Origin of the sequence: Fibrobacter sp. UWH6, assembly GCF_900142465.1 — a bacterium.
In the GTDB taxonomy this organism is placed as follows: Bacteria; Fibrobacterota; Fibrobacteria; order Fibrobacterales; family Fibrobacteraceae; genus Fibrobacter.
This window is the reverse complement of the sequence record NZ_FRAX01000007.1, coordinates 114,010-139,332: the sequence shown is the minus strand read 5'-3', so window position 1 is coordinate 139,332 and position 25,323 is coordinate 114,010. Positions and strand designations below refer to the sequence as shown.

The 25,323-nt window shown below is 48.6% G+C and carries 17 protein-coding genes; 5 read left to right on the top strand and 12 right to left on the bottom strand.

Features of this window, described 5'->3' with window-relative positions:
* Positions 1 to 49: 49 nt before the first annotated feature.
* From BUB73_RS08240 to lysS, 7 genes are all read right to left on the bottom strand, one after another.
* Positions 50 to 2,206 carry a polysaccharide biosynthesis tyrosine autokinase gene (locus tag BUB73_RS08240; protein WP_073284980.1) on the bottom strand — a complete coding sequence of 719 codons (2,157 nt, stop codon included), beginning with the start codon at positions 2,204 to 2,206 and terminating at the stop codon, positions 50 to 52.
* Positions 2,207 to 2,379: 173 nt separating this feature from the next.
* Entirely contained in the window at positions 2,380 to 3,027 is a 648-nt protein-coding gene (locus BUB73_RS08235; protein ID WP_073161089.1) for an adenylate kinase family protein, read from the bottom strand.
* A 191-nt stretch (positions 3,028 to 3,218) separates the two neighbouring features.
* Positions 3,219 to 5,771, bottom strand: a complete 2,553-nt coding sequence (locus tag BUB73_RS08230; RefSeq protein ID WP_073161088.1) for an ATP-dependent Clp protease ATP-binding subunit — start codon at positions 5,769 to 5,771, stop codon at positions 3,219 to 3,221.
* Between the two features lie 109 nt (positions 5,772 to 5,880).
* Entirely contained in the window at positions 5,881 to 6,645 is a 765-nt protein-coding gene (locus tag BUB73_RS08225; RefSeq protein WP_249269341.1) for an ABC transporter ATP-binding protein, read from the bottom strand.
* Positions 6,646 to 6,740: 95 nt separating this feature from the next.
* A complete protein-coding gene (locus BUB73_RS08220) occupies positions 6,741 to 7,985 on the bottom strand; it encodes an FtsX-like permease family protein (protein WP_249269342.1) in 1,245 nt (414 codons plus the stop codon).
* 22 nt (positions 7,986 to 8,007) lie between these two features.
* Positions 8,008 to 8,424 (bottom strand): four helix bundle protein, encoded by a 417-nt coding sequence (locus BUB73_RS08215; RefSeq protein WP_083539698.1) that lies wholly within the window; start codon positions 8,422 to 8,424, stop codon positions 8,008 to 8,010.
* A gap of 68 nt (positions 8,425 to 8,492) precedes the next feature.
* A complete protein-coding gene (gene lysS, locus BUB73_RS08210; RefSeq protein WP_073161084.1) occupies positions 8,493 to 9,998 on the bottom strand; it encodes a lysine--tRNA ligase in 1,506 nt (501 codons plus the stop codon).
* A gap of 121 nt (positions 9,999 to 10,119) precedes the next feature.
* Between lysS and BUB73_RS08205 the strand changes: the two genes are divergently transcribed.
* Positions 10,120 to 11,409: a hypothetical protein gene (locus BUB73_RS08205; protein WP_073284977.1), complete on the top strand. Its 1,290-nt coding sequence runs from the start codon at positions 10,120 to 10,122 to the stop codon at positions 11,407 to 11,409.
* Here the strand turns inward: BUB73_RS08205 and BUB73_RS08200 are convergent.
* From BUB73_RS08200 to BUB73_RS08190, 3 genes are read right to left on the bottom strand one after another with little or no spacing between them, the layout of a single operon-like run.
* Positions 11,384 to 12,580, bottom strand: a complete 1,197-nt coding sequence (locus BUB73_RS08200; RefSeq protein ID WP_073161082.1) for a hypothetical protein — start codon at positions 12,578 to 12,580, stop codon at positions 11,384 to 11,386. The genes BUB73_RS08205 and BUB73_RS08200 overlap by 26 nt on opposite strands.
* Positions 12,580 to 13,578, bottom strand: a complete 999-nt coding sequence (locus BUB73_RS08195) for a DUF6175 family protein (protein WP_073284975.1) — start codon at positions 13,576 to 13,578, stop codon at positions 12,580 to 12,582. Before BUB73_RS08195 ends, BUB73_RS08200 begins: the two co-directional genes overlap by 1 nt.
* 32 nt (positions 13,579 to 13,610) lie before the next feature.
* Positions 13,611 to 15,167 carry a FecR domain-containing protein gene (locus BUB73_RS08190; RefSeq protein WP_073161080.1) on the bottom strand — a complete coding sequence of 519 codons (1,557 nt, stop codon included), beginning with the start codon at positions 15,165 to 15,167 and terminating at the stop codon, positions 13,611 to 13,613.
* A gap of 150 nt (positions 15,168 to 15,317) precedes the next feature.
* On the opposite strand from BUB73_RS08190, the gene BUB73_RS08185 reads away from it, so the two are divergent.
* Positions 15,318 to 16,748 carry a hypothetical protein gene (locus BUB73_RS08185; protein ID WP_073284972.1) on the top strand — a complete coding sequence of 477 codons (1,431 nt, stop codon included), beginning with the start codon at positions 15,318 to 15,320 and terminating at the stop codon, positions 16,746 to 16,748.
* Positions 16,749 to 16,771: 23 nt separating this feature from the next.
* Entirely contained in the window at positions 16,772 to 20,770 is a 3,999-nt protein-coding gene (locus BUB73_RS08180) for a hypothetical protein (RefSeq protein WP_175552200.1), read from the top strand.
* Positions 20,771 to 20,825: 55 nt separating this feature from the next.
* Here BUB73_RS08180 and BUB73_RS08175 read toward each other — a convergent pair whose 3' ends face one another.
* Both BUB73_RS08175 and BUB73_RS08170 read right to left on the bottom strand, forming a co-directional pair.
* On the bottom strand, positions 20,826 to 21,632 hold the full coding sequence (locus BUB73_RS08175; protein WP_073161073.1) for a hypothetical protein: 807 nt from the start codon (positions 21,630 to 21,632) through the stop codon (positions 20,826 to 20,828).
* Positions 21,629 to 22,459 (bottom strand): YkgJ family cysteine cluster protein, encoded by an 831-nt coding sequence (locus BUB73_RS08170; RefSeq protein WP_073284966.1) that lies wholly within the window; start codon positions 22,457 to 22,459, stop codon positions 21,629 to 21,631. Before BUB73_RS08170 ends, BUB73_RS08175 begins: the two co-directional genes overlap by 4 nt.
* Before the next feature lie 153 nt (positions 22,460 to 22,612).
* Between BUB73_RS08170 and BUB73_RS08165 the strand changes: the two genes are divergently transcribed.
* Both BUB73_RS08165 and BUB73_RS08160 read left to right on the top strand, forming a co-directional pair.
* Positions 22,613 to 23,992 carry a tetratricopeptide repeat protein gene (locus BUB73_RS08165; protein ID WP_073284964.1) on the top strand — a complete coding sequence of 460 codons (1,380 nt, stop codon included), beginning with the start codon at positions 22,613 to 22,615 and terminating at the stop codon, positions 23,990 to 23,992.
* The gene (locus BUB73_RS08160) at positions 23,992 to 25,245 is read left to right on the top strand and encodes a hypothetical protein (protein ID WP_073284962.1); all 1,254 of its coding nucleotides are present in this window, start codon (positions 23,992 to 23,994) and stop codon (positions 25,243 to 25,245) included. Before BUB73_RS08165 ends, BUB73_RS08160 begins: the two co-directional genes overlap by 1 nt.
* The last annotated feature ends 78 nt before the right edge of the window (positions 25,246 to 25,323 follow it).

Below are 25,323 nucleotides of genomic sequence, written 5' to 3'. Positions count from 1 at the left end.
TTTTCCGTCCCAAATATAAAAAAAAGCGGCCCTGTGGCCGCTGATTTACTTAGCGCTTTTTCTTCTTTTTGTAGCTGCCATAAGAGCCGTAGGATCCGTAGGATCCGTAGTGACCATAACCATGACCGTCGGATTCGCAATGGTTCATCACGAGGGCGTGAGGCTTGTTGCCGCAGCGTTCGATCTTGATCATGGCTTCCTTGATCTGTTCCATGGAATGACGTCCGTAATGGAGAACGAACAAGGCGAAATCCACAACCGGGAAAATCAATTCGGAGTCAGTGACCAGATTCAGAGGCGGAGTATCTACGATAATGGTGTCGTAGGTTTCCGAAGCGCTATCAAGGAGTTCCTTGAACTTGGTTCCGCGCAGCAATTCACTGGGAGAAACATCTGTTATACCGGCACCGATTACAAACAAGTTTTTTGTGATGGAGTCTGCGACAGCGCTTTCCAGTGTGCATCTTCCAGAAAGTACGTCGCCGAGACCTTGCTTGTGATGGCTGTAGACCACACCACGGCGCATGTCGGCGTCGATCAGCAAGGTCTTCTTGCCAGCGGCAGCATACAGGGCGGCCAGGTTCTTGGATACAAAGCTCTTGCCGACGCCAGGAATCATACCGGTGACCATGATAACCTTCTGTTCACCCACAGAGAAATCAATTGCAGTATAAAGGGAACGGAAAGCTTCGCTGGCAGGATCCTCGGGATCTTCTTCGACGAGAGGCAGGGTGTTCTTGCCCTTCTTGCGGAGGCTGAGGATGCTGTTTTCGGACTTGGGAATCTTGGCGTAAACGCTAACGCCAGTTTCGCGTTCAATTTCAAGAGAGCTACGCACGCCACGCTTGGTCATCTGGAGCAGGTAAATCAGGAGGGCGCCCAGGAGGAAGAAACCTGCAATGCAGCCGATCAAGATCAGCTTCTTGTTGGGCTTGCTAGGCTTGCGTTCAATCTGAGCGTAGTCCACAATGCGGACGTTGCCCACTTCACCAGCACGGACCACACGGAGCTGCTGGATGTTGTTGAGCATGGAAGTATACTGAGCGTTGTTCACGGCAACTTCTTCCTGAAGGCTAATCACTTCCTGCTGAGTCAATGGCATCTTGGCGGCAGAAGATTTCAGTCGGGCCAGCTCGGCGCGCAGACGATCCTGCTGCTTTACAATGGTGACCACGGCCGGATGCTCATCCTTGAACAAACGGGTCTGTTCCTGACGCTTCTGTTCCAGTTCAAGAATCTGCTTTTCGAGGTTGGCTTCCTTTTCAAGGTGAGTGCGGGTTTCGCCGCTCAGGTCCACGGAACCAATCTTATGACGGTAGTCGGCCAACTTCTTTTCGGCGGAATCAAGTTTTGCCTTAACACCGGGCAGCTGATTTTCAAGGAATTCCAAGGTCTTTTCTGCTTCAGCACTGCGCATTTCAACATTCTGGCGCAGATAAATATTGGCGATGGTGTTCAATATGGAGGCGGCACGGTCTGCATACTGATGCGTATAGGAAACGCCGATGATGCCGGTCTGCTTACCCCTTTCAGCAACGTTCAGCTGCTTCACGAGTTCACGAACTGCGGCCAGCGGATCAGATTCGACGAGAACGAACATCTGGCCGGGTTCTGCACGGAGAGCCTTGACCTGGATAACCAGGGAATCTCCTGCGTAGGGGGCAGAAACAGGTTCACCTACCCTGCCTTTTACCAGTTCCGTATCTTCCGGGGTAATGACAATGAATTCATCCTGACCGGTAACCAGGGCATACCATTTTTCGGTAATGGCAATTTCAGGAATATGCAGGTTTTCAAGGTCCATACGTCCTTCCTTATGGGTCAGACGTTTCATGGGTCCCTTGGGATAGGCGTTAAAGCAAAGTCTTTCCTGTTCGACGACGTAGCTCAAGACCATGCGGCTCTTGAGAAGTTCGATTTCTGCTTCTGCGGGGCTGGCTACATCAAGGAGTGCGCCCATTTCGCCCATGGCCTTTCCGGCCTTGTTTCCCTTAACATCAATTTGAAGAAGAGCGTCGCTAGTATATTGCGGGCGAACCCAGTTAGAGGCCAGGAAACCTACAACAGTACCGACGACTAGACAGAAAAACAGGAATAGCTTGTGCTTAAGAAGAATTCCTAGAACTTCGAGGAGATCGATTTCGTCGTCGTTCTTTGCACTGCCTGTATTGGATCCGTTTTTTGTGTTAACTTGAGAGTTATCCATTTTTAACCAATATTCCCGTCAGAAAATCTTTTTACGCGGTATTTAAACAAATTCTGAGCAAATATAAAAAACTTTCAGTATTCCGAAAGGTTTTTGTAATATTTTGTGTTGATTTAAGCACAATAAAAAACACCCCGTAAAAACGGGGTGCCTTCAGACTTTTGGGTCAAGAATTACTTGCTCTTCTTGGCAGTCTTCTTTGCAGCCGGCTTCTTAGCCTTGGGAGCGGAAGCCTTGCAGAAGTCAACGTATGCCTTCAGCACGTCGCAGAACACTTCGTCCGGAGTGTTGTCGCCAACGATGTGAGAAATGATCTTCTTGTTGTACTTGGAAAGAACCTTGGCGGTGGATTCCTTGTAAACCTTGAGGCGGTTCTTGATAACAGCTTCGTCTGCGTCATCCTTACGGCCTTCGATCTTGGCGCGGTTCAGGAGGCGAGCAACGATGGTAGCTTCATCCTTGATGTCGAGCACGAAGATGTGCTTCACGTCGACGATGGATTCGATGAGCTTGACCTGTTCAACGGTACGAGGAATGCCATCCAGGAGGAGGGTGTCCTTTTCGGGATTCAGCTTGTTGGTGTTGACAAGACCTTCAACATAGCGGCCGAAGATTTCAACGGTAGCTTCGTTGGGAACCAGGAGACCCTTGCTGGAGTAGGAAGCGAGGAGCTTGCCAGATTCGCTGGAGGGAGCGATGCCGCGGAAGATGTCACCAGTGGAGAGGTGCTTGAGAGAAGTGGTAGCAGCGAGCTTAGCGCCGACGGTACCCTTACCGGAACCCGGTGCACCGAAGATAAGAACGGCAGAAATCTTTGCCATGATATTGTCCTTTGGTTGATTGTTTGAATTATTTGCAGTCAAAAGATAGTAAATAAGGTATGAGGTGTGAGGTCGGCCTGCGGCCTAGAGGTCGGCTTACGCCTAGAGGTAATTACCCATTCTCCGGCATCAACCTCTAGGAGCGAAGCTCCGACCTGATCACCTCTAGCACCGTCAGGTGCGACCTGTACCTAACTAGGCAATGCCTCGGAAGTAAACTTCAGCTTGCCATCCACCACATCCAGGGAAATCGTGGAGAAGTCCTTGTAGATTCCAAGGAGGAGTCCTTCGGCAATTTCATCTTCGATCAACTGCTGAATGGAACGACGGATGGGGCGGGCGCCCAGGGCGGAATCGTAATTGTGACTAACTACAAATTCCTTGGCGGCCTGGGAAACTTCCAGCAGGATTCCACGTTCAGACAAGTTCTTCTGCAAGAAGGTCAGCTGGATATCCACAACAGAAGACAAGTCCTTCTTGGTCAACGGACGGAACACAATCTGTTCGTCGATACGGTTCAGGAATTCCGGAGAGAATACACGCTTTACTTCTTCGCGGATAGCGGTTTCCATACGTTCGTAGTCGTCGGTCTCCCCCATCTTGGTAAAGCCCATGCCAGAGCTATGGCGGACTTCGCGGGCGCCGGCATTACTGGTCATGATGATGATTGTATTCTTGAAGTTAATCTTGCGACCATAGCTATCGGTAAGAATACCATCATCCAGAATCTGGAGTAGCAAGTTGTAAACGTCCGGATGAGCCTTTTCAATTTCATCCAGGAGCACCACGCAATAAGGGCGCTTGCGGACCTTCTCGGAAAGCTGTCCGCCGTTATCTTCGAAGCCAACGTATCCCGGAGGCGCACCGATCAGGCGGCTAATGCTATGTTTTTCCATGTACTCGCTCATGTCGATACGAATCATGGATTCTTCGCTACCAAACAGGCTCAAGCTCAAGACCTTGGCAAGTTCAGTCTTACCCACACCGGTGGGACCCAGGAACAGGAAGCTACCCATGGGGCGCTTGTTATTGCGAATGCCGGCGCGGGTACGGCGGATTGCCTTTACGACTGCATCTACGGCCTGATCCTGACCAATAACACGTTCCTTGATTTCGTCACCCAACTTCAGAAGTTTCTGTGCTTCTTCGCCAGCCAAGCGGCTAACAGGAATGCCGGTCATCTTACTGATGCAATCGCGGATTTCGTTTTCGTCAACTACGGGAAGTTCTGCGGAATCTTCCTTGTTGAGAGCTTCGCGGCGTTCTGCAATCTGGTTTGTAAGAGCTTCAATCTTGTCGCGGAGGGCGGCAGCCGTTTCGTACTGCTGTTCGGCAATAGCCTCTTCCTTCTGCTGGAGGGCTTCTGCCAAGGCATCTTCCATTTCCTTCAAGTCCTGAGGTGTGCGGATGGAATTCAGGCGGACACGGGCTCCTGCTTCATCCAAGACGTCGATGGCCTTGTCCGGTAAGAATCGGTCGGAAATATAACGTTCTGCCAAGGTGACGGAGGCGCGAATGGCTTCGGGTGTATAACGGACCTTATGATGTTGCGCATACTTGGCTCGCAGACCTTCCAGAATCTGGATGGAATCTTCAGAAGAAGGCGGGTTCACCACGATGGTCTGGAAACGGCGTTCCAGGGCGGCATCCTTTTCGATGTACTTGCGGTATTCATCGATGGTGGTCGCGCCAATGCACTGGAGTTCGCCACGGGCAAGTGCAGGCTTGAAAATATTGGAAGCATCCAAGCTACCTTCAGAACCGCCTGCGCCTACGATGGTATGCAATTCATCGATGAAAAGAATGACGGAATTATCTACGCGCTGAAGTTCCATAATAAGGCCCTTCACACGTTCTTCAAACTGTCCGCGGTACTTTGTGCCTGCCACCATGGCTGCCACATCAAGGCTAACTACGCGCTTGTTGGCCAACAGTTCCGGAATCTTCTTCTGGGCAATCTTCAGTGCAAGACCTTCGATAATGGCGGTCTTACCCACACCCGGTTCACCGATGAGTGCCGGATTATTCTTCTTGCGTCGGCAGAGAATCTGGATCAGACGTTCAATTTCTGCTTCACGACCGATAATCGGGTCCAGCTTACCCTGGCGGGCCATAGCGGTCAAGTCGCGGCCAAAATGTTCCAGAATCGGAGTCTTGGAGCGGGACTGGGAACGAGCCTGCTGACGGGTTTCACCAACGCGGGGCTGACCTTCGCGGGGCTGTTCTCCCCCGAAAGGACCTTCGCCAGCCATACCCTCTTCGCCGGGAACCTGGGATTCCATAGCATCGCGCTTGATCTGCTGCAGAGCCTGCTGGAAATTTTCAAAGGTGACGCCGAAAGTGGAAAGTGTACCTGCAGCGGGAGATTCACTCTGCTGCAAGATGGCAAGCATGAGATGTTCAGGACCGATGTACTGGTCCCCTTCGTCCTTGGCGATCTTTGCCGCATTGAACAATGCAGCCTTACAACGAATAGTAAACGAAAGGAGTGCGCCGTGAGCATCGCCCACAGTCATGATTCCACCGTTAGAAGTCAAAGAACGCTGAACATTTTCGCCCAGTTCATTCAAGTTCACCTTGAGGGCGGTCAAGGTTTCTGCTGCAAAGCCGGAATCTTCACGGACCAGTCCCAGCAGTAAATGTTCTGTGCTAATGCTGTCGCTGCCCAAATTGCGGGCTGCCATGCGAGCGGCCTGTAAAACCGCCTTAGCCTTCTTCGAAAAAATACCGTTAATATCAGACATAACTTTTACCTAAAAATTCTCATTCACTATCGTTTTTATAGTTAGCGCTTGTCTACTTGACGTCCCATATTTTTTTATCAAACGGATCCATCTTACTTTTTAAAGGACGTTATTCGATACTCTGGATCAAACCGTTATGCATCACCACTCGGCGTTTAGCGAACTTGGCCAACATCTCGTCGTGGGTTACAATGAGGAACGCCTGGTTGAACTTCTCGTTCAGTTCGCCGATCAGTTCGTTAAGCTTTGCGGAATTGGCTTCGTCCAGGTTGCCGCTGGGTTCGTCGGCCAGCACCAGATCCGGCTTGTTCATCAGGGCGCGGGCTATGGCGATGCGCTGGCGTTCACCACCGGAAAGTTCGCGGGGCAAGTGCTTCAGGCGGTCTTTCAGGCCAACGGTTTCCAGAAGCATCTCGGCGCGTTCGCGGCATTCGGCTTCGCTTGTTCCGAGAATGCGACCCGGTACACAGACGTTTTCGAGAGCGGAAAATTCGCTGAGCAGATGATGGAACTGGAACACGAATCCCACTTGAGCTCGATGGTACATGTCACGTTCATGGCTGCTGAACTTCGAAAGTTCCTTTCCCTTGAACAGAATTTCGCCAGAAGTGGGAGTATCCAGCATACCCACCAAATTCAGGAAGGTGGATTTACCGGAACCGGAGGAACCTGTAAGAGCGACTAGTTCGCCAGCGTTCATTGAAAAATTAACGCCCTTCAGAATTTCCAGCTGTTCACCAGTTTCGCTAAAGACACGACGCAAATCGCGAGTTTCCAATAGGCATTGAGGTACGAGGTTATCAGGTCGCTCGCAAAGCGAGCTAGAGGTTACACTGGTCTGTACCTCAGCATCATTCTTTAAATCAATACTCATTATTACCTCAAAGCGACCTAATTCGTATGCACATATTAAACACCTCCAGGAGCGAAGCTCCGACCCCATACCTCAGAGGGCGAAGCCCGACCTCACTACTCATGTCTAATGGCTCCTACGGGGTCAAGTCTGCTGGCTTTCCAGGCAGGAAGAATGGTGGCGGCCACACAAAGAGCGATGCCGATAACAAAAATCAGGACCACATCCAGAACATGAACCGATATGGGGAAATAGGGAATCACGTAAACGTCGCCAGGCAACTTGATAAAATGGTAAGCTTCCTGAAGTTTGCACAAAATCAAACCGATGGAACCTCCTACAATGGTTCCGCCCACGCCAATGAAACTGCCCATGAGCATAAAGACGCGCATGATTCCTGCCTTGCTGAAACCCATGCTGCGGAGGATGCCGATTTCCTTGGTCTTGTCGATTACCACCATGATCAAGGAACTGATGATGTTAAATGCGGCCACAAGAATAATCAGGCAAATCACTGCAGCCACGATAAACTTTTCATAGTTCATCCACTTGAGCAAAGTGATGTTCTTGGTCTTCCAGTCCATGGCGTAGTAAGGATAACCAAGCCAAGTGCCAAGACTGTCTACAGCCTCCCCAGCCTTCCAATGGTCATTCATGCGGAACTGAATTCCGGTAACGGCGTCACCCATGGTAAGCAAGGTCTGCAGTTCGGGAATGCCCACATAAGCCAAGTTGCCGTCGTACTCGTAAGTGCCCGTCTCGAAGATGCCGCTGACCACGCACATCATCATCTTGGGACCACCGCTGGCGGCTACCGCATCGGGACTCTGGAATGTCTGCAGAACAAGTTTGTCGCCCACCACCACACGAAGTCTGTTGGCAAGGCCGTTACCCAGGATAATTCCCGGACGCATCTTGCCGCTCAAATCTTCAAGGCTATCTACAGAGTAGTTGCCCCACTTGATGTACTTGTGGATGTCGGTAACGCCCTTGGAGGATTCGCCGTCGATACCGTAAATCACGATACCGTCGTTCACCTTCTTGCTGCTGATGCCCACCTTGTAAATGATAAAAGGAGAAGCCGCAGTCACGCGGGAATCGTGGGCTCGGACTTCCTTGATCAGGCTGTCGTAGGGCGCAATCGGTTCCCCATTGTAGGCCATGATTTCGAAGTGAGCGTCCTTGCCGATCATCTGGGCAGTTACCTCTTCTTCAAAACCGTTAACCGCAGCAAGAGCAACCACCAGCGCAAACACGCCGATGGAAACGCCAAGCATACTGAAGATGCCGATAAGCGAAACGAAGAGACTCTTACGCTGAGCCCCCAAATAACGCCAGGCAATGAGTAGTTCAAGTTTCATAATTAGACGAGAGACGAGAGGTTTAGGCATGAGGTCGCCTGCTTTCAGCAGGCTTTGGGGCTAGAGGTCGCACCTTCGGTGCTTTGGGAGATGCGACATGAGCAGCAAAAGCTTGAACCATTTTTCGAATTGACACAACATCTGCGCTCAATTTTTCAAAAGATTCCTTCTCCAAATACCCAAGGTCGTGAGCCAACAGCAACTGATATTCCAATTCCGATGCTGAACCGGAAGATACATTGAGAAACTGGCAAAATTCAGCTTCAGATTTTCTTCCACAACCTTCAGCAATGTTCATTGGAATGGAGTATGCGGCCCTGCGAACTTGTGACGTAAGAGCATAGATTTCATTCTTCGGGAAATTTTCCGTTACACGATAAATATCAAGAGTCAACATATGACTCTTGTTCCAAATTTCAAGAGAATGAAAATCACGCATTTAGCTCATACCTCAAAGCGTAGCGACCTCATACCTCAGAGCGAAGCGACCTAGTAAGCCCTTCGGGCTTACACTTCCGGCTTCATCAGCGGGAAGAGCTGCACGTCGCGGATGGTTTCCTGGTTGGTCAGGAGCATCACCATACGGTCGATACCGAAGCCAACACCGCCGGTAGGAGGCAGACCGGATTCGATAGCGTGCATGAAGTTTTCGTCCATGGGGTGAGTTTCGCCTTCACCACCGCGGCCACGGCGGACCTGGTCTTCCAGAAGTTCGCGCTGGCGGATGGGGTCGTTAAGTTCGGTATAGGCGTTGCCCAGTTCCCAGCCGTTTGCGTAGGGTTCGAACTGTTCGATGAGGCCTTCGATGGTACGGTGCTTCTTGCAGAGCGGAGTAGATTCGGTGGGCATGTCCTTGATGAAGGTGGGCTGGATCAGCTTGTCTTCCACAGTCAGTTCAAACAGTTCCAGGATGCCACGGCCGCGGCTGAATTCACCATCCAGGTGGCCGCCCAGTTCTTCCATCTTGTTCTTGATGTCTTCGTCAGACATTTCGTTGACCTTCAGGCCACCGAACTTTTCGATAGCTTCGATCATGCTGTAGCGGGGCCACGGAGCCTTGAAGTCGATTTCCTTGCCCTGGGTCATGATCTTGGTGGTGCCGTTTGCTGCGATACAGGCGCGTTCGTAGATGTTTTCGAAGTGGACCATCATGTCGTTGTAGTCAGCGAAAGCTTCGTAGAATTCCAGACCGGTGAATTCCGGGCTATGGGTACGGTCCATACCTTCGTTACGGAAGTTCTTGGAGAATTCGAAAACCTTTTCCATACCGCCAACAATGCAGCGCTTCAGGTAGAGTTCCGGAGCGACACGCATGTAGAGGGTCATATCGCAGGCATTGTGATGGGTGGTAAACGGACGAGCGTTTGCACCGCCGTAAATCGGCTGCAGAGTCGGGGTTTCCACTTCGATGAAGCCCTTTTCGATGAGGTATTCACGAATGGACTGCATGATCTTGGAACGCTTGATGAACACGTCCTTCACGTCGTCGTTCAAGGCCATGTCGATATAGCGCTGACGGTAACGGGCGTCCACGTCGGCAAATTCGTTGAACACCACCTTGTTGCCGTTTTCGTCAATCTTTTCCTTGGCAACGGGGAGCGGGCGCACAGCCTTGGAAAGCATGGTCACCTTCTTCACGCGTACGGAGTATTCACCGCTCTGGGTTTCGAACATAGTACCGTTAACGCCGATGAAGTCGCCAAGGTCGGTCATCTTCACGATTTCGTAGTTTTCTTCGCCAACTTCGTCGCGGGCGCAAACCACCTGCAGACGGCCATAACGGTCCTTCAGGTGCATAAAGCACATCTTGCCCTTACGATTGAAGCGGACAACACGGCCAGCGAAAGCCACTTCTTCCTGGGAAGCGATGAGAGCGTCCTTATTTTCCTTGAGAACCTTGGAATCATGGGTGCGGTTAAACTTATGAGGATAGGCCTCGATACCCATTTCCTTGAACTTGTCCAGCTTAGCCAGGCGAGCGACGACCTGGTCATTCATATCTTGCATTGCCATATTGAGTTACCTCGTGATATACACGTTTAAATTTTGAACGGCGAAAATTTAGAAAAAAGATATATGTGGCAAGTTTACAATTTTGCGATTGGAAACGATATAAGGGTTGAGGAGCGTTTTCATGCAGACAATTTACAAGTCCCTTGACATAAACCACGGACCCTTCGGAATTCACCAGACTCTTTATGTGGTAAGCCGTTATGTGAATCGTATTTTTGATTTACATGATAAGGAACGCAATTTTGAAACCGCATACGATAAATACAAGAAGGGCGAGATAAAAATCAATTACTCTGAAAAGGCCCTTACAGAGGTATTCTTCCTTGTCAAAGAATACAAGGATATGCTTCTCACCAACCTTTCCAAGAATCCTCATGAGACAAAGTCCAAGATTCCCAATTGGCTTGAATTCCTGATGCGTAAAACCATCACCATAGAAGACAGCCGTATCACGGTATATACGTCAAGTCTAAACTTTACGAATATCGAAAGTTTTGTCACCAAGTTGCTGGACTTCCTTGTGCTCCCCACCACCTTTATGGGGCATGAAGCAGAATTTAAAATCGACTACAGTTCCATACGCATCGAGAACATGACTGCCGTCACTGGCGAAAATTACTTCTATGACGATTTCGAACGTTTAGGCGACCGCTATAAATTTGACATTTGCTTCAACCTTTTTTTGACATCGAAAGACATTTTTCCTTTCGACATCAAACTTAAGCGGTACAAGATTCCCGTAAATGCAGAGGCTTCTGAAAATTTTGAACAAATTATTCAAGATATGCTGTTGAATCCAGGAAGTCTAACGTACTCACCCGAAAGTCAAACCGTTTACTTAACACCCATTACCCTAAAAGACGCCGAAGAAATGTTCTGCAGACGTCACATTAACCGTCGTCGTCTTAGTTTTGGTGATCTCCTCAGGGTGGCCAACCCACAAATCCTCCCTCAGCACGCCAGGCTCTCCCGCCTGATCTACCTGAATCAGGAAATCGGGACTGCTGACGATCACTTCCCGGGACTTTTTCTGCAGTTACAAACGCATACCCGGCAATATATCGAAGCCTTAAACCAGTTCCTCCTAGGAAATCATGAACCCCTGCTGCAATTATCCCTGAAGACGGCTCCAAATTCCCTGTGGTACCGAAATACAGTTCAAATCAAGGCCGACCAGCTGTTAAAACGCAATAGCAAAACCATAAAAAAAGTCCTCCAATACTTCCTGGATTTGCAGGATACATTGGAGAACATCAATAAAAGGGCCGAAGAGATTGGCGGTAGCTCTCCCTACAGAACCCTGCTAACGAAAATGCAATGCGAAAGAATTCTCGAAGACCCGCTATCCTATGTCGATGACAAGGACGACATCATCTCGGAACTGGCTAACGTTTTGCTGACCGGGATTTAGCGAAATTCTGCAGGATCTTGGAGGAGGGCAGCTTGGTAATGGCCTTGACGTGAGCGCTTTCGCTGTCGCGGCCTACACCTTGGGGCTGTTCCACCATTTCGACGTCTCCGGACTTGATGGAAATGGTTGCTTTGGAGGTGTACAGGGTCTTACCGCTGTTGGCCTTATCGCTAAAGTCCAACGTCACCGCCAGTTCAGGCGTTTTTGGATCGTCTACGAAGGAGAAGCCCGATTCCAGCAGGAACTTGCGGAGGGCTCCACATTCTGCGGTTTCTCCCTTGCAGGAAAGTCTGTAGGCAATGCCTGTCCTTTCGGCAGAATACTGCACAGTTTTCGAAACGATGGCAGCAGGGCGTACATACTTGAACTTAAGATCCGGAAGTACGGTCACTTCGCCTGTGGGCTTCTTGGCCATAACGTCCTTCAGGTCAAAGACAGCCTGCCCCTTGTCGTCGGTTTTTTCCACCACCAAATTCTTGCGGTCTTGCACCAAGGCGATTGGCATAAAAGCCACCGGCTTGGCGTAGTCGGTAACGGTCACGATCAATGCTTCGCTGGTCAAGTCCGTTTCCATCTTCAGAGACTGCAAATTGTCCATAAAGAATTCGCTCAAGGCGTTCAGTCGAGTGTCCAGCTTCAAGTCAGCGGGAACTTTCTGGACTGTAGAAAGATTTTCCAGTTCTTCGTTATAGCGGTCCACCAACTTTTCTAAGGCGGCCATGTCAACAGAAGTCTTGTAATAATCGTGAGCCTTCAGGTCGGTGCGGATAATCTTTTCCTTATCCTTTACGTCGTTACGGATGACATCCAGATCCAGGAGAATCTTGGAGGCAATCTGGTCCAGATCGACGGTCACCGTGGAAGTAAACTGGTTATTTTGCTTGGGGCCCGGAACAATCTTTGCGCCTTTCAGCACCACATTGGTGTAGCTGCCCTTGAACATGTCTGCGGATTCGGTAACGTTTCCGTTAGCGTCTTCAGACTTGCGGGTTTCCATTTCAGATTTTACCCGTGTGCTCATCTGCTTGGCTACCCCATCAAGAGCCTTCTGGTCGGCGTCCTTCTGGGATACCTTGGAGGATGCGGTATAGGTCAGCAGATTTTCGGCTGTTCCCAGGGAAACACCCAGGGCAAGGCTCAATACAATCGCTTTCAGGGAACGGCAGTTCATTACTGAATCTCCAGGATAATCAGTTTCTTGGTGATGTTCTGGCGGCGAACCTTGGCCATTCCGCTGAGGGCTTCGTAGAATTCTGCGTAAACCATCTGGGCGTCTTCGTACTTGTCGGGGTCGGCATAGACTACAAGATCGTAGGTGTTGCGGGTCATGGACTTCACCTGCATCTTGTTAAACATTTTGCGGACCTTCATAGAGACCGTATTGGAAATTTCTTCGGCCTGTTCATCGGTAAAATCGCCAGTCAAACGGCAAACCACCTTGTACTGCACCCCTTTTTCAAGTTCGGCGGCCAGTTCATCGCGAACCTTATTTTCAAGGGCCATGATGGCGTTCTTTACAGCCTTCTGGACTAACACACGCTGGCCTTCCCCTTCGTCTTTCTGGCGGCTGGATTCGCTGGCGATGAGTTGTGCGGTAGAAGCGTCGCTGGCATTCAGGTCAATAACTAGATTGTCGTTCTGGATACTTCCGGCAAAAGTCAAGTTGATGTCGGCACCAACGGCAAGGCCTGCCACATAGGCCAAGTCGGCATCGTTACCGGCAATGTCATCCTGGAGCTGAACCACTTCATCAAGCTGGTTCTGGGTTTCGAGGCTCATGACACTGTAGCCACGTTCAGTCATGTAGGCATTGATTACTTCCATGGCGGTTTTGGCCAGAGGATTCTTCTTGATGACTTCGATGCTTGTGGCCCCCTTGGCACCCATGGCCGGCAACACCATAACGGTGGGCTTTACCTTGAACTGCACGTTAGAAATGGCCACAGCCGGATTTTCTTCGGCAGGATCTTCTGCCTTCGGAGCAGGCGCGGCGGCACTTTGTGCGGGAGCGACAGTTTGGCCGTCTTCCATTTCGCTATAGGCGTTCTTGGCATTGTTGCGTGTCGGTTCTGTTTCGGGAGCCGGAGCAGAAGAACAGCCAACAAGAGAAGCCATCAGCAAACCTGCAAAAGCAGAAGAAACAACACATTTTTTATAGAAAGTCTTCATAAGTACACCTAATTGTTTAAATTCCAGTTTGATTAATCTCTTACGAGGTCAGCCTTGGCCTCTTCGAATTCCTGAGCCTCGGTCATGTCGGGATCCAGTGCGTTTCCGTTGCGGGAATGGTTGCCGCAGAATACGGTATAAGTTTTCTTGGCCCGCTTGGTCTTGCCGTTCTTAAGCTTTGCCACCACTTCGTATTCGGCGATATGGTTCTGTTCCACTTCCACGTCGGCGCTGTAGTTCAGCGAACTCAAATCGCTACCTTCGAAGAGGGCCACCCTGTTTCCGCCCTTGGTCACTTCGATGCTGGCCAGTTCGCCCAGGTCATCTTCAGAAATATTCTTCAGGCTGAAACGCATCTTGTTGCGGTAAGTACCCTGATAGTAGTGGATCCGTTCATCCACCTTGCCGGCAATAGAAACTGCAAGCTTGCTCAAGTCCTTGGCGGCAGGTTTTGCGGGTTCAGCGGCAGAGGTCTCAACGGCAGCTTGAGCAGTGTCGCCGGGCTGTACAGCAGGAGCGGGCTTCACATAGGCAGTACTCCACAATCCGCAGGGGATTTCCAGGTCACCTTCCCTACAGCCGGCAATAAAGCGCTTGATGCCATAGGTTCCTTCTTCCCATTTAAAAGTATGCTGGTACAGACCCGTTGCAGGAACCGTATCCACCTCGCCCATGACGCTAACCACCAGGCCAGGCGTTGCGCTAGCCACCAGAATAACACTATCCTGTTCCGTAGTTTCAGCAAGAGGCAGAACCTCGAAGCGGATTTGCCTGGATTCCAGTTTCTTGGCAAAAGTAGCCTGACGTACGGCATAAATATTATCGAACTTTTCAAGAGCCTCGGTCAACTTTTCAATAGAACCGTCGGACGTCTTTGACAGAGAATCGATGGCAGCAGCCAAGGCCTTGGTACCCGAGGACTTCAGCTTCAGCTTCTTGGATTTACCCACGCTATCCAGCACCACGGTCTGGTTCTTTTCGATAGAGGTCGTTTCCTTATCCGACTTCACTTCGAGACGGCCTTCCTTTAAAGAGGCCACCATGTTGCCGTTTACGTTTCCCACAAAGCCAGCGGTTCCACGGATAGCAGCAACGGCAATTCCCGTGCGGAAGTCCATCTGGGATTCCCCTTGCTTCTGCACGTCAAAGTAAACATTACCCTGCTTCACATACACAGAAATGCGTCTGGACATGGAATCCAGCATCTCGGCAGAAATAGTCACGTCGGAAAGTTCCGAAATCAGCAAGGTAGAACCATCGTTCACACCCACCAGCGCCTCGGATTCCAGGGCGGTTCTGATTCGGTCGTTTTCCACCACCCTCTGACCCATGCGTAACTGGCTCCAGTCCGCGTTTTTCTTTAGTAGGTCACATTCGCCAATAACCTTACGGACCTTGCCCTTGATAATGGACTTTTCTTCGGCCGCTTTCTTTGCGGCAGCCTTATTTTCGTCAGACTGAACCTGATTGGCGGTCACCTGGGTACCCAAAGCCTTTGTTCCCCCAGGATTTTCATCTTTACATCCACAAATGGCACATAGGGCAGCCCCGACGGCCAAATACTTCATCTTGTCAAAATTCAAAAACATGCTATGAATATCCCAAAATTTATTCCAAATGTAATAAAAATATCAGTTTTTCAGGACTCCCCCTATAAGACAGCCCAAACGATTTCCAAGCAATTCCAAAATCTTAAGAAATTCTTATTTTTTTGCTGTGAAAATTTTTAAAGGGAAGTTATGAGATTTTTGCCTAAAATCGCGCTTTTGCTTGTCGCACTTACTCAATTTGTATGGTCCGACCCCACCGCCTCCATCTTTGTGAAAGACGCCTCGGAGTTTCAGGCCATTCAGAAAGACTTGGAATCCTTGAAACAGGGACTGGGCCAGGGCAACCCGGAACTGGACGCCTTGTGGGAAGAAGCCAACAAGATCGCCAAGATGAACGACCAGTGCTCCATGATTTCTATCAACGATGTGCTGGACGACGCCTGTAGTCACTTCTATGCCGTTGAACTCCCCGAATTCGAAACCAAGTACATGGAACTTACCGGTGAACTGCGGCTGGGTGCCATGAAGATGGGCAATTCCCTGGCAGAACGTACCGAACAGATCAAAACCTGCGCTACGGCCTTGGGCGGAATCCTGGTTTCCAAGGAACAGTTGTTAAAGTTGAATGGTTCCGTAGACCTTGAACCCCTAAGTTTTGACGGTGCCTTTGACGCCACCTATAACTTCAACCTGTACTTTGATGCCGACCGTATGAAGTCCCAGCAGAACATTATGGAACGCTGGCTTGAAAAATGTGGTGACATCGTCATGCGTAAGGGCGGTGGCGAGTTCGCACCCCTCTTTATTGAATCTGTCTTGAAAATTAACGATTCCCTGAGTAACAGTTCTGCCAATGTGCGCATTGTGTTGGAACCGGACCTGTTGGACTTCTATCTTGATTTGAAACGTCCGGTTTCTGGCGCTTACTATTTGAGCGGAGCCAAGCTGTTTAGCGTAGAAGCCCTCCCCATGGGTCGTAAGTTCAGCCACCTGTTTGTAAACATGCCCCGTCGCAAGGTAGAACTCCCCTTGGGAACCGACGGTTCCATGCAAAATTTTAGGGGACGTGTGGAATTTACCGCTGCCTATCAAGAAAAGGATTTGATGGGCCGCTGGAGCTGGGGTTCCCAGGATTCTAACGCCACCGCTGCCGTTGCCAAGGGTGAAATTGTTTCGACTGCAACCGTAGGTGATTCTATCCTTCCTGCTCCCGTGGTCAAGCCTCTCCCCGACTCCACCACTGCCGTCGCCGAACCTGCCAAGGATTCCTCTGACAAGAATCTTGAAAAGCAGGCCGCCGAAGAAAAGGTCCGCATCGAAGAACAGAAACAGGCTCAGGCTGCCGAAGCCGCCAAGGACGCAAAGAACGAACAGAAAAAGTCCAGCTTCAAGGTCCACTGGGTACCCCTGGCCATTTCTGGCGCCGTCGCTGTTGGCGGTGGCGTTATGGCTGCCGTCTTCAACAACAAGGCTAAGACTGAACGTGAAAAGAGCATCAGTAGCCACGAAGAGTATAATGATCAGTTAGATAAGATTGAATCTGCTCAAACCATGCGAACCGTCGGTATCGGAATCGCCGCCGCAGGCCTTGTTGCCGTTGGTGTAACATTCTTGTTCTAAGGGGCTGAAAAATGAAGAATAACATGAAATTTGCAACTCGCCTGTCTGCCCTTTTTTCTTTGGGCTTTTTGCTGAACACCACTGCCTGTACTGACTACGCCGAAGAATTCAAGGAAGAACACAAGGGAACATACGGAGTCATAACTCCCGAAGGTAATACGGAGATTCCCACCTACGATTTTGAATCGGCCTATCTTGTTTGGCAGGGTTATGCTGACGATTACATTTCTGAAACAACCTCATCTGGATTCAGCCCTTTTATAATTGCTAACGATAAAAGCAGCATTATTTTCCACGCTAAAGATGAATCGGGCAACAACTTCGCCACAAACTCTCTAGACGACATCAGTTCAATTGTCTCTAGAAGTGGGGGCCTTGCAGGTTCCTTGTACAATGCAGATGGCTATGCCGAAGCAGGTGTCGCATTCCGTTTTGAATCAGTGGACCTGAGCGACGAATCCAGTTACAGTGGAATCGCTCTTGCTCTTGGCAGCACCTACGCCTCCACAAATATCTGCCTGCTACACTTGGATGATAACGGTTCCGTTATATCTGAATACTGCTGTGAATTTAAGAACTTCGCCAACGATACTTTGGTCCGCGGAACACTGGTTCCGTTCAGTTCCCTGGAATATATCTTCGGTGAATCCGATTTCAACAAGTTTATGGGCGAAGCCAATGCCATCATGGTTTCCTTTGCAGGAGACTCTGACGAAAAATTCAGTTTCAACATTGTTGCCCTGGGATTCTATAGCGATGGTTCCTCTTACCTGAAATCAAGTGATGACGTTCAGGAAAACTCCAGCGAATCTGCCGATGTCGATTCCAGCGAAATCGTTAAGCCGAAGTCCAGTGGATCTGTAAAACCCGCCTCTAGTGCAAGTGTTGCGCCTAAGTCCAGTAATTCCGTGAAGCCTGCATCCAGCGCTAGTGTTGAACCGAAGTCCAGCGCAGATGAATCCAGTGCTCCTCGCTTTGTATGGAACGCACAAAATGGAAGCTCATTCTTCTATGACAAATACACTTGGAAATGGAAACTGGCTGGAAACTACAATGACATGTGGATGGTTCCTGAGGATTATGTGGGTTATGACGCCAACGAAAAACTAGACGATATCATTCAATCCTGTGGTGGTATTTGCGGCGAAATCTATCCGAATACAAAGGATTCTGTTCTGGTTTCTGTCAAAATGGAAAAGTCTATTGACATTATCAATTTGGAAGGTGTTTGTGTTGATTATGTCAGTACCGCAAGGGCTTATCTGCGACTGCATGGACTCGATGATAAATATGTCGATATTGACATGCCTAAAACTACGTCTACTGATCAGTACAGCAAGTTTACGTATACCTTGGGTAACACCGATTTGGAGCAGATCTTGTTACTGGTTGGCTCTTTGACTCAAGTCGATTTTGTAATCAAGACGACCGAGCGCCAGAACGCCTACTTTAACCTGATTACCTTTGGTAGCTTAAATGAATGTTCTTCTTCTATAACCCTTCCCACGCCTCCGGAATTTGTAAGAAATACTACAAATGGCTACTTCAAATTTGGCTGGAATGCTAATACAAAAGATGATATCTTCATGTGGTTTGACGGCGACACCATCACCAGCGAATGGGAATCCAACGGCAAGTTTGGATTCGGAGAAGACAATTTAACTGCTAAAGAATGTGTCAATAAACAAGGATATATTTACACCACCGTTTATACTAATAACAATCCTGAGATGTTCTTCTATCTTAAGGGAGATAAGACCAGTCAGGACATTACAGACTGGCAAGGAATCTGTGTAAACTATAATTGGAAAAATAATTGGAACAAGGTTGCTATAGAGAATCCCATAACAGCCCGATTGACCATTGAAAACGAAAATGGTGAATATTCTGCGGTACTTCCCTCTGATCCCACCAAGTTCCATATAAGGTGCTTCGAGTTTGGAAGCTTCCTTGATAATGAAGGCAAATCCATTGTGGATAATAAGGATGGATCTGTTAATGCTGAAAAAATCAAGACATCCTTTACCCTGAATAGTACTGATGGTGCTCTGGAGGGTGCATTTGAACTTCTTGAAATTGGCGAATACTCGGCAATGAAAAATTCCGATGATCCATATTTTACGGATAACATTATTAAGAGCTGTAACATCGAAAAAGAACATGTCTTGATGGGTGATACTCTCAGATGGAACTTTACATACTCGTTCTTGTACAATGAAGTAGTTAATACCCTGAACCCGACATTTGTATGGTTCCAAAGAGACACCACGTCAAGAACAGTCACGGATTCCCTCATTGTTGAGGATGAAGGTACGCAGTATTATGGTCGTAATTTAAGAATCACTCTTGATGACGGGGTTTATCAAAATATTGAATGCCCTACAGGAACGGCTCTCTATCGCTATCAAAGTTGCGTCTACGAAACCGCCGCAAGCGAAATCGCTTATGGTAATGTTCAATCTATAACCCTCAACGGAATGTCTGGAAAGTTGCCTGATTCTCTGGTTACAGTAACCTGGAAGGATGCCGTTGGCGATGAAACAGAAAACAACATGGCAACTCTGGAACTGAATGAACAAGGACGCAGTTATACTCCTGTAGCCTATATTGAATACTACAATGGTATCAAGGATACAATCACCTGCGACACCATGAAGATTGAAGTACAATCAACTTGTGAAGGAAATGTGTTGTACAACTCAAGTTGGGGCGAAAAACAAAACTTGAATTGGGGATGCTGGCAAGATGATGATGGAGTTGAATGCTCGGTCGGAGAAATATCTGGTTCGAATTTCATAGGAAATATGGAAGCAAATATATCTTCTGATGGAGAACTCCACGACATCTCTGATTGGGGTGGACTATGTATCACCTATAAGGCAAGCACGTCTCTTACTTTAGTCGCAACTTATGATAACATGGGGAAATATACATGGTCTGATGGCCTTGATGCGACAGAAAACTATACAACAACGAAAATTGCCTTTGGTGACGGAAAAAAGCCCTTTGGTAAAAGCATCGTTGTAAGTCATTTTTCATTTACACAAGAATCATATAATTACCAGGTTTACGAGATTACTACGCTAAAAAAAGTGGATAATATTGTCGGCCCCAAGGTATATGCTTGTAGCGAAACGAAAACCTATAACCCGGATGAACAATTTTGTGATTCAAAGGGCGAACCTCGTGAAAAATGTGGCGGTGAAGAATATAACGACCAGTCTGAATTCTGCGGCGAAGATGGAAAAATTTACAATTTGTGCAACAACAAGACTTTCTCCCCTCTTACAGAGTTCTGCAACTTCGATAACAATATAGAGACACGTTGCAATAATAAAAATACAGAAAAGTGTTTCTATTGGAACGGTAGCGAAGCACACAACGAAGGAGTTGTTGGATTATACTCTCAGGACCCCGTATTTACGTGGCCAGTAGATTTTGAAATCAAAACTAGTAAAAACAATGAAGAGTCTGGAACTCTAGATGCAGTTGTTTCCGAGTACAAAGCCGTAGTCGGGCGGTATGGATTTGAGGCTGAATATAAACAAGACAGCGAAGTCGATTACTTTCCTTATAACGAAGTTGCCTTTTCTGTAGGGAAAGACATTTCCTCGTGGGACGGAATTTGTATCACCTATACAAGTACCGATACTGCATACCTTAAGATAGATATTATTGATAACAGTGGAGGCGAACCTTATTCTTATGAAAGGCCTGTTGCGTTACTGCCTAAGACAAGAAATGATTCTCTTAAAACATTAGTCTTTACCTGGAATGATTTTATGTCTTCCTATGAAAATGTAATTGGTGACATTCATTTTTCTCCAACAGAAACATTTCCTGATATGAACAATGCTTTGAAGATGGTTAAAAGTATTGATTTAACCTATTCGGATGCTTTGGGTAAAGAAGGTTATTTCAGCATTTATGAAATTGGAAGTTCTAATCAATGTTCTGGTGTAAATGGCGGATTTACAGTACCTGATTTCGATAATATAACTCAGTGGTATCCGACAAGGTAATATTTCTTATAGCGTCAAAAAAGACCAGCTTCTGCTGGTCTTTTTTTATAGTTCCTTATAATTCCTTATGACGGCGCATGTCGCGGATGTTTTTAGGAAGCACTTCCTTATGCCACTTGATCCATTCGGCGTAGTACAGGTATAGGCGTTCCTGCTTGCGGAAGGCGCGGCCGTGTACAATGCGGCGGCCGTTCTTTACTTCGGGCGGAATTGCAATATGAAGGCATTCGTGGTACACCACACCGGCCACGGCGTATTCCGGGCAGTTGGCTGCATCGTAGCCTTTGCTGATGCTGATCAGGTTGAAGTCTTCGCCGGTTACAGGGTCCTTGCGTACCGAATGAAAACTGAGACCCCCTACCCTATTGCTCCAGGTAATGCGGCATGTCAGCTTGTTTTCGAAATAGGTATTGTTGATTGCAGACAAAATATTTGTCAGGTCGTGATATTTGCCCTTGGGTTTCATGGGCGGAAGCTTGTGGCGGGTTGCCAGGGGTGCCTCCCCCTTGTCGGCAAGAATCTGGTCTACCAGCGTCCAGAAACGGGTCACCAGTTCCTTGGTCACTTCCTTGTTCTTCTGTGTCTTGCGCTTGGTGGCGTGTTCAGCCCATTCTGCTGCCAGTTCGCGGGCCTGCGCAAATTCATCAGACTTCATGTAGGCCGGGAAAATCACCTCGGGGTGGCCAAACAGTACTCCGCCCCTACAGCGGATGCTCTTCTTCATGAAGTTACTGTACTTAAAACCCACCAATCCGTTCTGTGAAACGGAATTGGGAACCTTGGGCTTATCGCTCTCCTTTGGTTTAGGAGGCGCACCAAAAAGGTCCATCTGGATTTCGTGTACAAAATCCGAAAAACTCATCCGACGACTTCGCCTCCGTCGGTATTGCTCATGACACCTTCGTACTTGTTTACAGCCAACAGACCGCCAAAATAGCTTTCGGGCAGGTCCAGCAGGGCGTAATGCTCCGAAACGCGGTACACCGCATCTTCGATGCTGTCGGGCAGGTAGACGATATAGCTGTCGTTTTCGGGTTTCTGCAAATGTTCCGGCGTACAGAATTGCGGGTCTGTTTCGCTAAAGTACATGCGGCAAGAAACAGGGCGGATCTTGTAGGCCATGCAGTCCCCCACCGGATTCGAGAAGGGGCAAGGCTTCCAGGCCGAAAAATAATCATGAAGGGCCAGGTCTTCGGCGCGGTCGTCAAACTCGTCCAGTTCCGTTACCTTGGCTGGGTCTGCATTCATGGGAAGGGTCGCCTGGTCTTCGGCCTTGCGCTTTTCGTAGAAATCCTCGAACATCGAAGACCTGAGCTGGCAGGCTTCCAGGATGTTCAGCAGGTCGTCGCGCTTTCGCAGGTTGGCATACAGAAACACCAGCTCGAAGGGCTCCACCGACATGGGGTAATGGTGGCAGCAATTGCCACAGGCGGGCCTGCACTGGATGGGGCGCGGCTGTTGAGGCAGAACCGCATCCAGGTACTTCATATAAAGGTCGTGGTACTCGTCCGTGAACTTGATGATGTTGGGCAGTTCCTGAGCCAGGTTATCTGGCCCGATGGCGCACTCGCGTCCAAGGCTTTGGGCCAGGGCGTCAAGACGGTCATTTTCGGCCCTGAGCAGGGTTGCCAGGCGCATTTCGGCAATACGGAATGCCTTGGTCGGGAGATATTCACGGTAAGAATCCATGGTCCAAATATAATTTTTTTAATCCCCTCAGTTTGCGCTTGATTTTCTGACGTCCATAAAAGAAAAAAATACAAAAAACGAAGTGTAAAAAACTAATGAAGTATATTTATTGTAAGAATAATGTTATCTTTGTAGCAAAATTGGAAAACAAAGATGATTTCATTCAAAACTAAGAAATTCGTGCTTGCAGCAGCACTGGCAACCGCTTTGGGTGTGGCGGGTTGCAACTTGTTCAACCCTACTGAAGATGCGAACATCAAGTCTGGTGATGCCGATGCCATGACTTACGAAGGTTACATCAAGTTCAGAAACAACGAGTACACTCTGGCTGCCGATTATTTCAATCAGGCAATCGCTGCAGATTCAACTCACTCCGAGGCTTGGTATGGATTGGCCAAGGCCAAGTTGAACATGCAGGACTTGAATACCTTCGAACTTTTGAAGTACGTGAATATTAGCGGCGGAGCTGAACGACTGGCCTTGCTGGATATGGAACAGTCCGTGGTCGACAAGTACGAAGCCGGTATCGATACGGTGGTTACGCTGTTGAAGGAGTTTATCGCCCGCGACACCACAGGTCGATTGGATGGCAAGATTACCTACAGGACCATTTCTGAAAGCTATATGCTTTTGAACATGTTGCAGACATTGTTCGTGCTCCGCGATGCGACCAAACTGGTTGTCGGTTGCGGTATGGTGGATCCTAATACCGGAAAGTACAGCTGCGATGTGGGTGCTGTCCTCAATACCTTGAAAAGAAACAAGGATGGCGAGTCTACTGCCGCTCTGCACGAAGTCTTCAGCACATGCGAAAGTAATCCTGAAACCATGTCCTCTGTGGCTGGTCAGGCAATCCCCGTCTTTGACGAATGGCTGACCGATAATTCCCAGACTCAGGTGGCATCCACCATGTGCGGCGTCCTTGCCGACATTACCGAACCATCTGAAGATGCAGATGCAATCGATATGTCTGTCAACAGCATTATTGCAGTTACTGGCAAGAGCACTATCATGGATGACGATGGTGATGGCTGTTATGATGAAGAAATTATGGACGGCATGGACAACGATGGCGACGGTGAAGTTGATGAAGATTTGCGTGACGTAAATGCTGAATTTTCCCTTGACCTGGCAACGCAGACAAAGAATATTGCTGCCGGCAAAACACAGACCAAGGACCGTGTGGTCTATTCCTCTTTCGGCCCCAACGAAAAGTACATGAATGTGGATATTGACCGTGACGGCAAACTCTGCACCGAAGAGAATTGCGGTGAATGGGAATATATCTATCCCTCTTATGCAAAGCGTGAAAGCAATGGCCAGAATTATTTGTTGAAGTTTGCCAAGAAGATTAAGTTCAACCCCATGGGCTTGCCCCCCGAAGAATTCAAGGCCCTCAAGAAGAGAGTGGCTCAGGATTATTCTGGAAGGATCTACAATTTGAAGGCACGCCAGGATAGCGTGGGCGGATGCTGGGTGAACTATACCGAGGAACAGTTTAGAATTTGGGTTAATGAGTGGGAGAATTTTTAATGAATTATTGTAAGTCCTTTTTGATGCTGGCGACTTCGCTTGCGGCATTGTCCTTTGCTGCCAAGGCGCCTACACACCATTCTCTGCGTGCTGAAGCTATGGGTAATGCCCATGTGGCTGTTGTAGATGATAAGGAAGCTATTTATTTTAACTACGCAGGCCTTTCTCAGATTAACAGACTGGGAAACTACAAGTTGCGTCCGGAGCAGGGGTACTACCCCCGTAACATAGGCGACATGCGTTTGAATCTTGGCGGAGCAGGCCCTTTCGAAACTTACTTCTCCACCTATAACGTAGCCAAGGATCTTCAGAAGATCTACAACGACGCCAATAATACGGCGAAACTTTTGGGCTTATCTTCTTCGAAGGTTCTCATGGACTCCCTGGCGGCTCATCCGGAACTGATCCACAAGATCAACAATTATGACCATAAGTCGCTGACCATGAAAATCAAGATGGATGCTGAAATGGCGTTCCATGGTTTTGGTGGTGCCATTTGGGTTGACGGTAATATTTCTCCCCATTTGGATGGCGGTCTGATTATCCCCTACCTGGCTGTGGATACGTTCTACGTGGATGGTGTGGCTCAGGCGGGAGTGGCATACGGTTTTACCGACAACCTGTCTGTGGGTGTCGGTGTAAAGGCTGCAAAGCGTCACAAGGTCGAAATGATGACCTTGGATATCATGAACTATGCAACCCTGCAGGATACTCTTGAAGATCGTTACCACGACGCTACCGACCATATTCTGGATTTCAGTTCCATTTCTATGGGTATGGATCTGGGTGTGCTGTATCAGTTGACTCGCGAAGTTCGTCTGGGTATGTCTCTTAGAGATGTCTACTTCAAGGATCTTGCTGGCGATAAGATCACTCCGAACCTTTCTGCCGGTTTTAACTATAGCCCCCGTTTCTTTAACAAGAATACCGCCTATGGCCGTAAATTCAATTTCGCCTGCGACTATGCCGACGCCTTTGGCAAGGGGAACAACTATAAGCCCCTTTCCCATGTGAATTTCGGTCTGGAAGTGGAACAGAATATCTTGGCCTGGCCCGGCTATAACAACGCCTTCCGTGCCTTGGCCTTGCGAGTTTCTGGTGGCTTCAAGGGTGGCTACCCTACTGCCGGTATTGCTGTAGAAGCACTTCGTTTCTTTACCTTGGAAATTGCCACCTGGGCTGAAGAACTTGGATATTACACCGGTCAAGATGAAGAACGTGTCTATATGGCTGAGTTAAGTATCGGTTTCTAATGTTAGACCGTTAAACAATTAAATCGCACATATAAAACGCAATAAAGAATCCCGCCAATTCACAGTGATGTGTGGCGG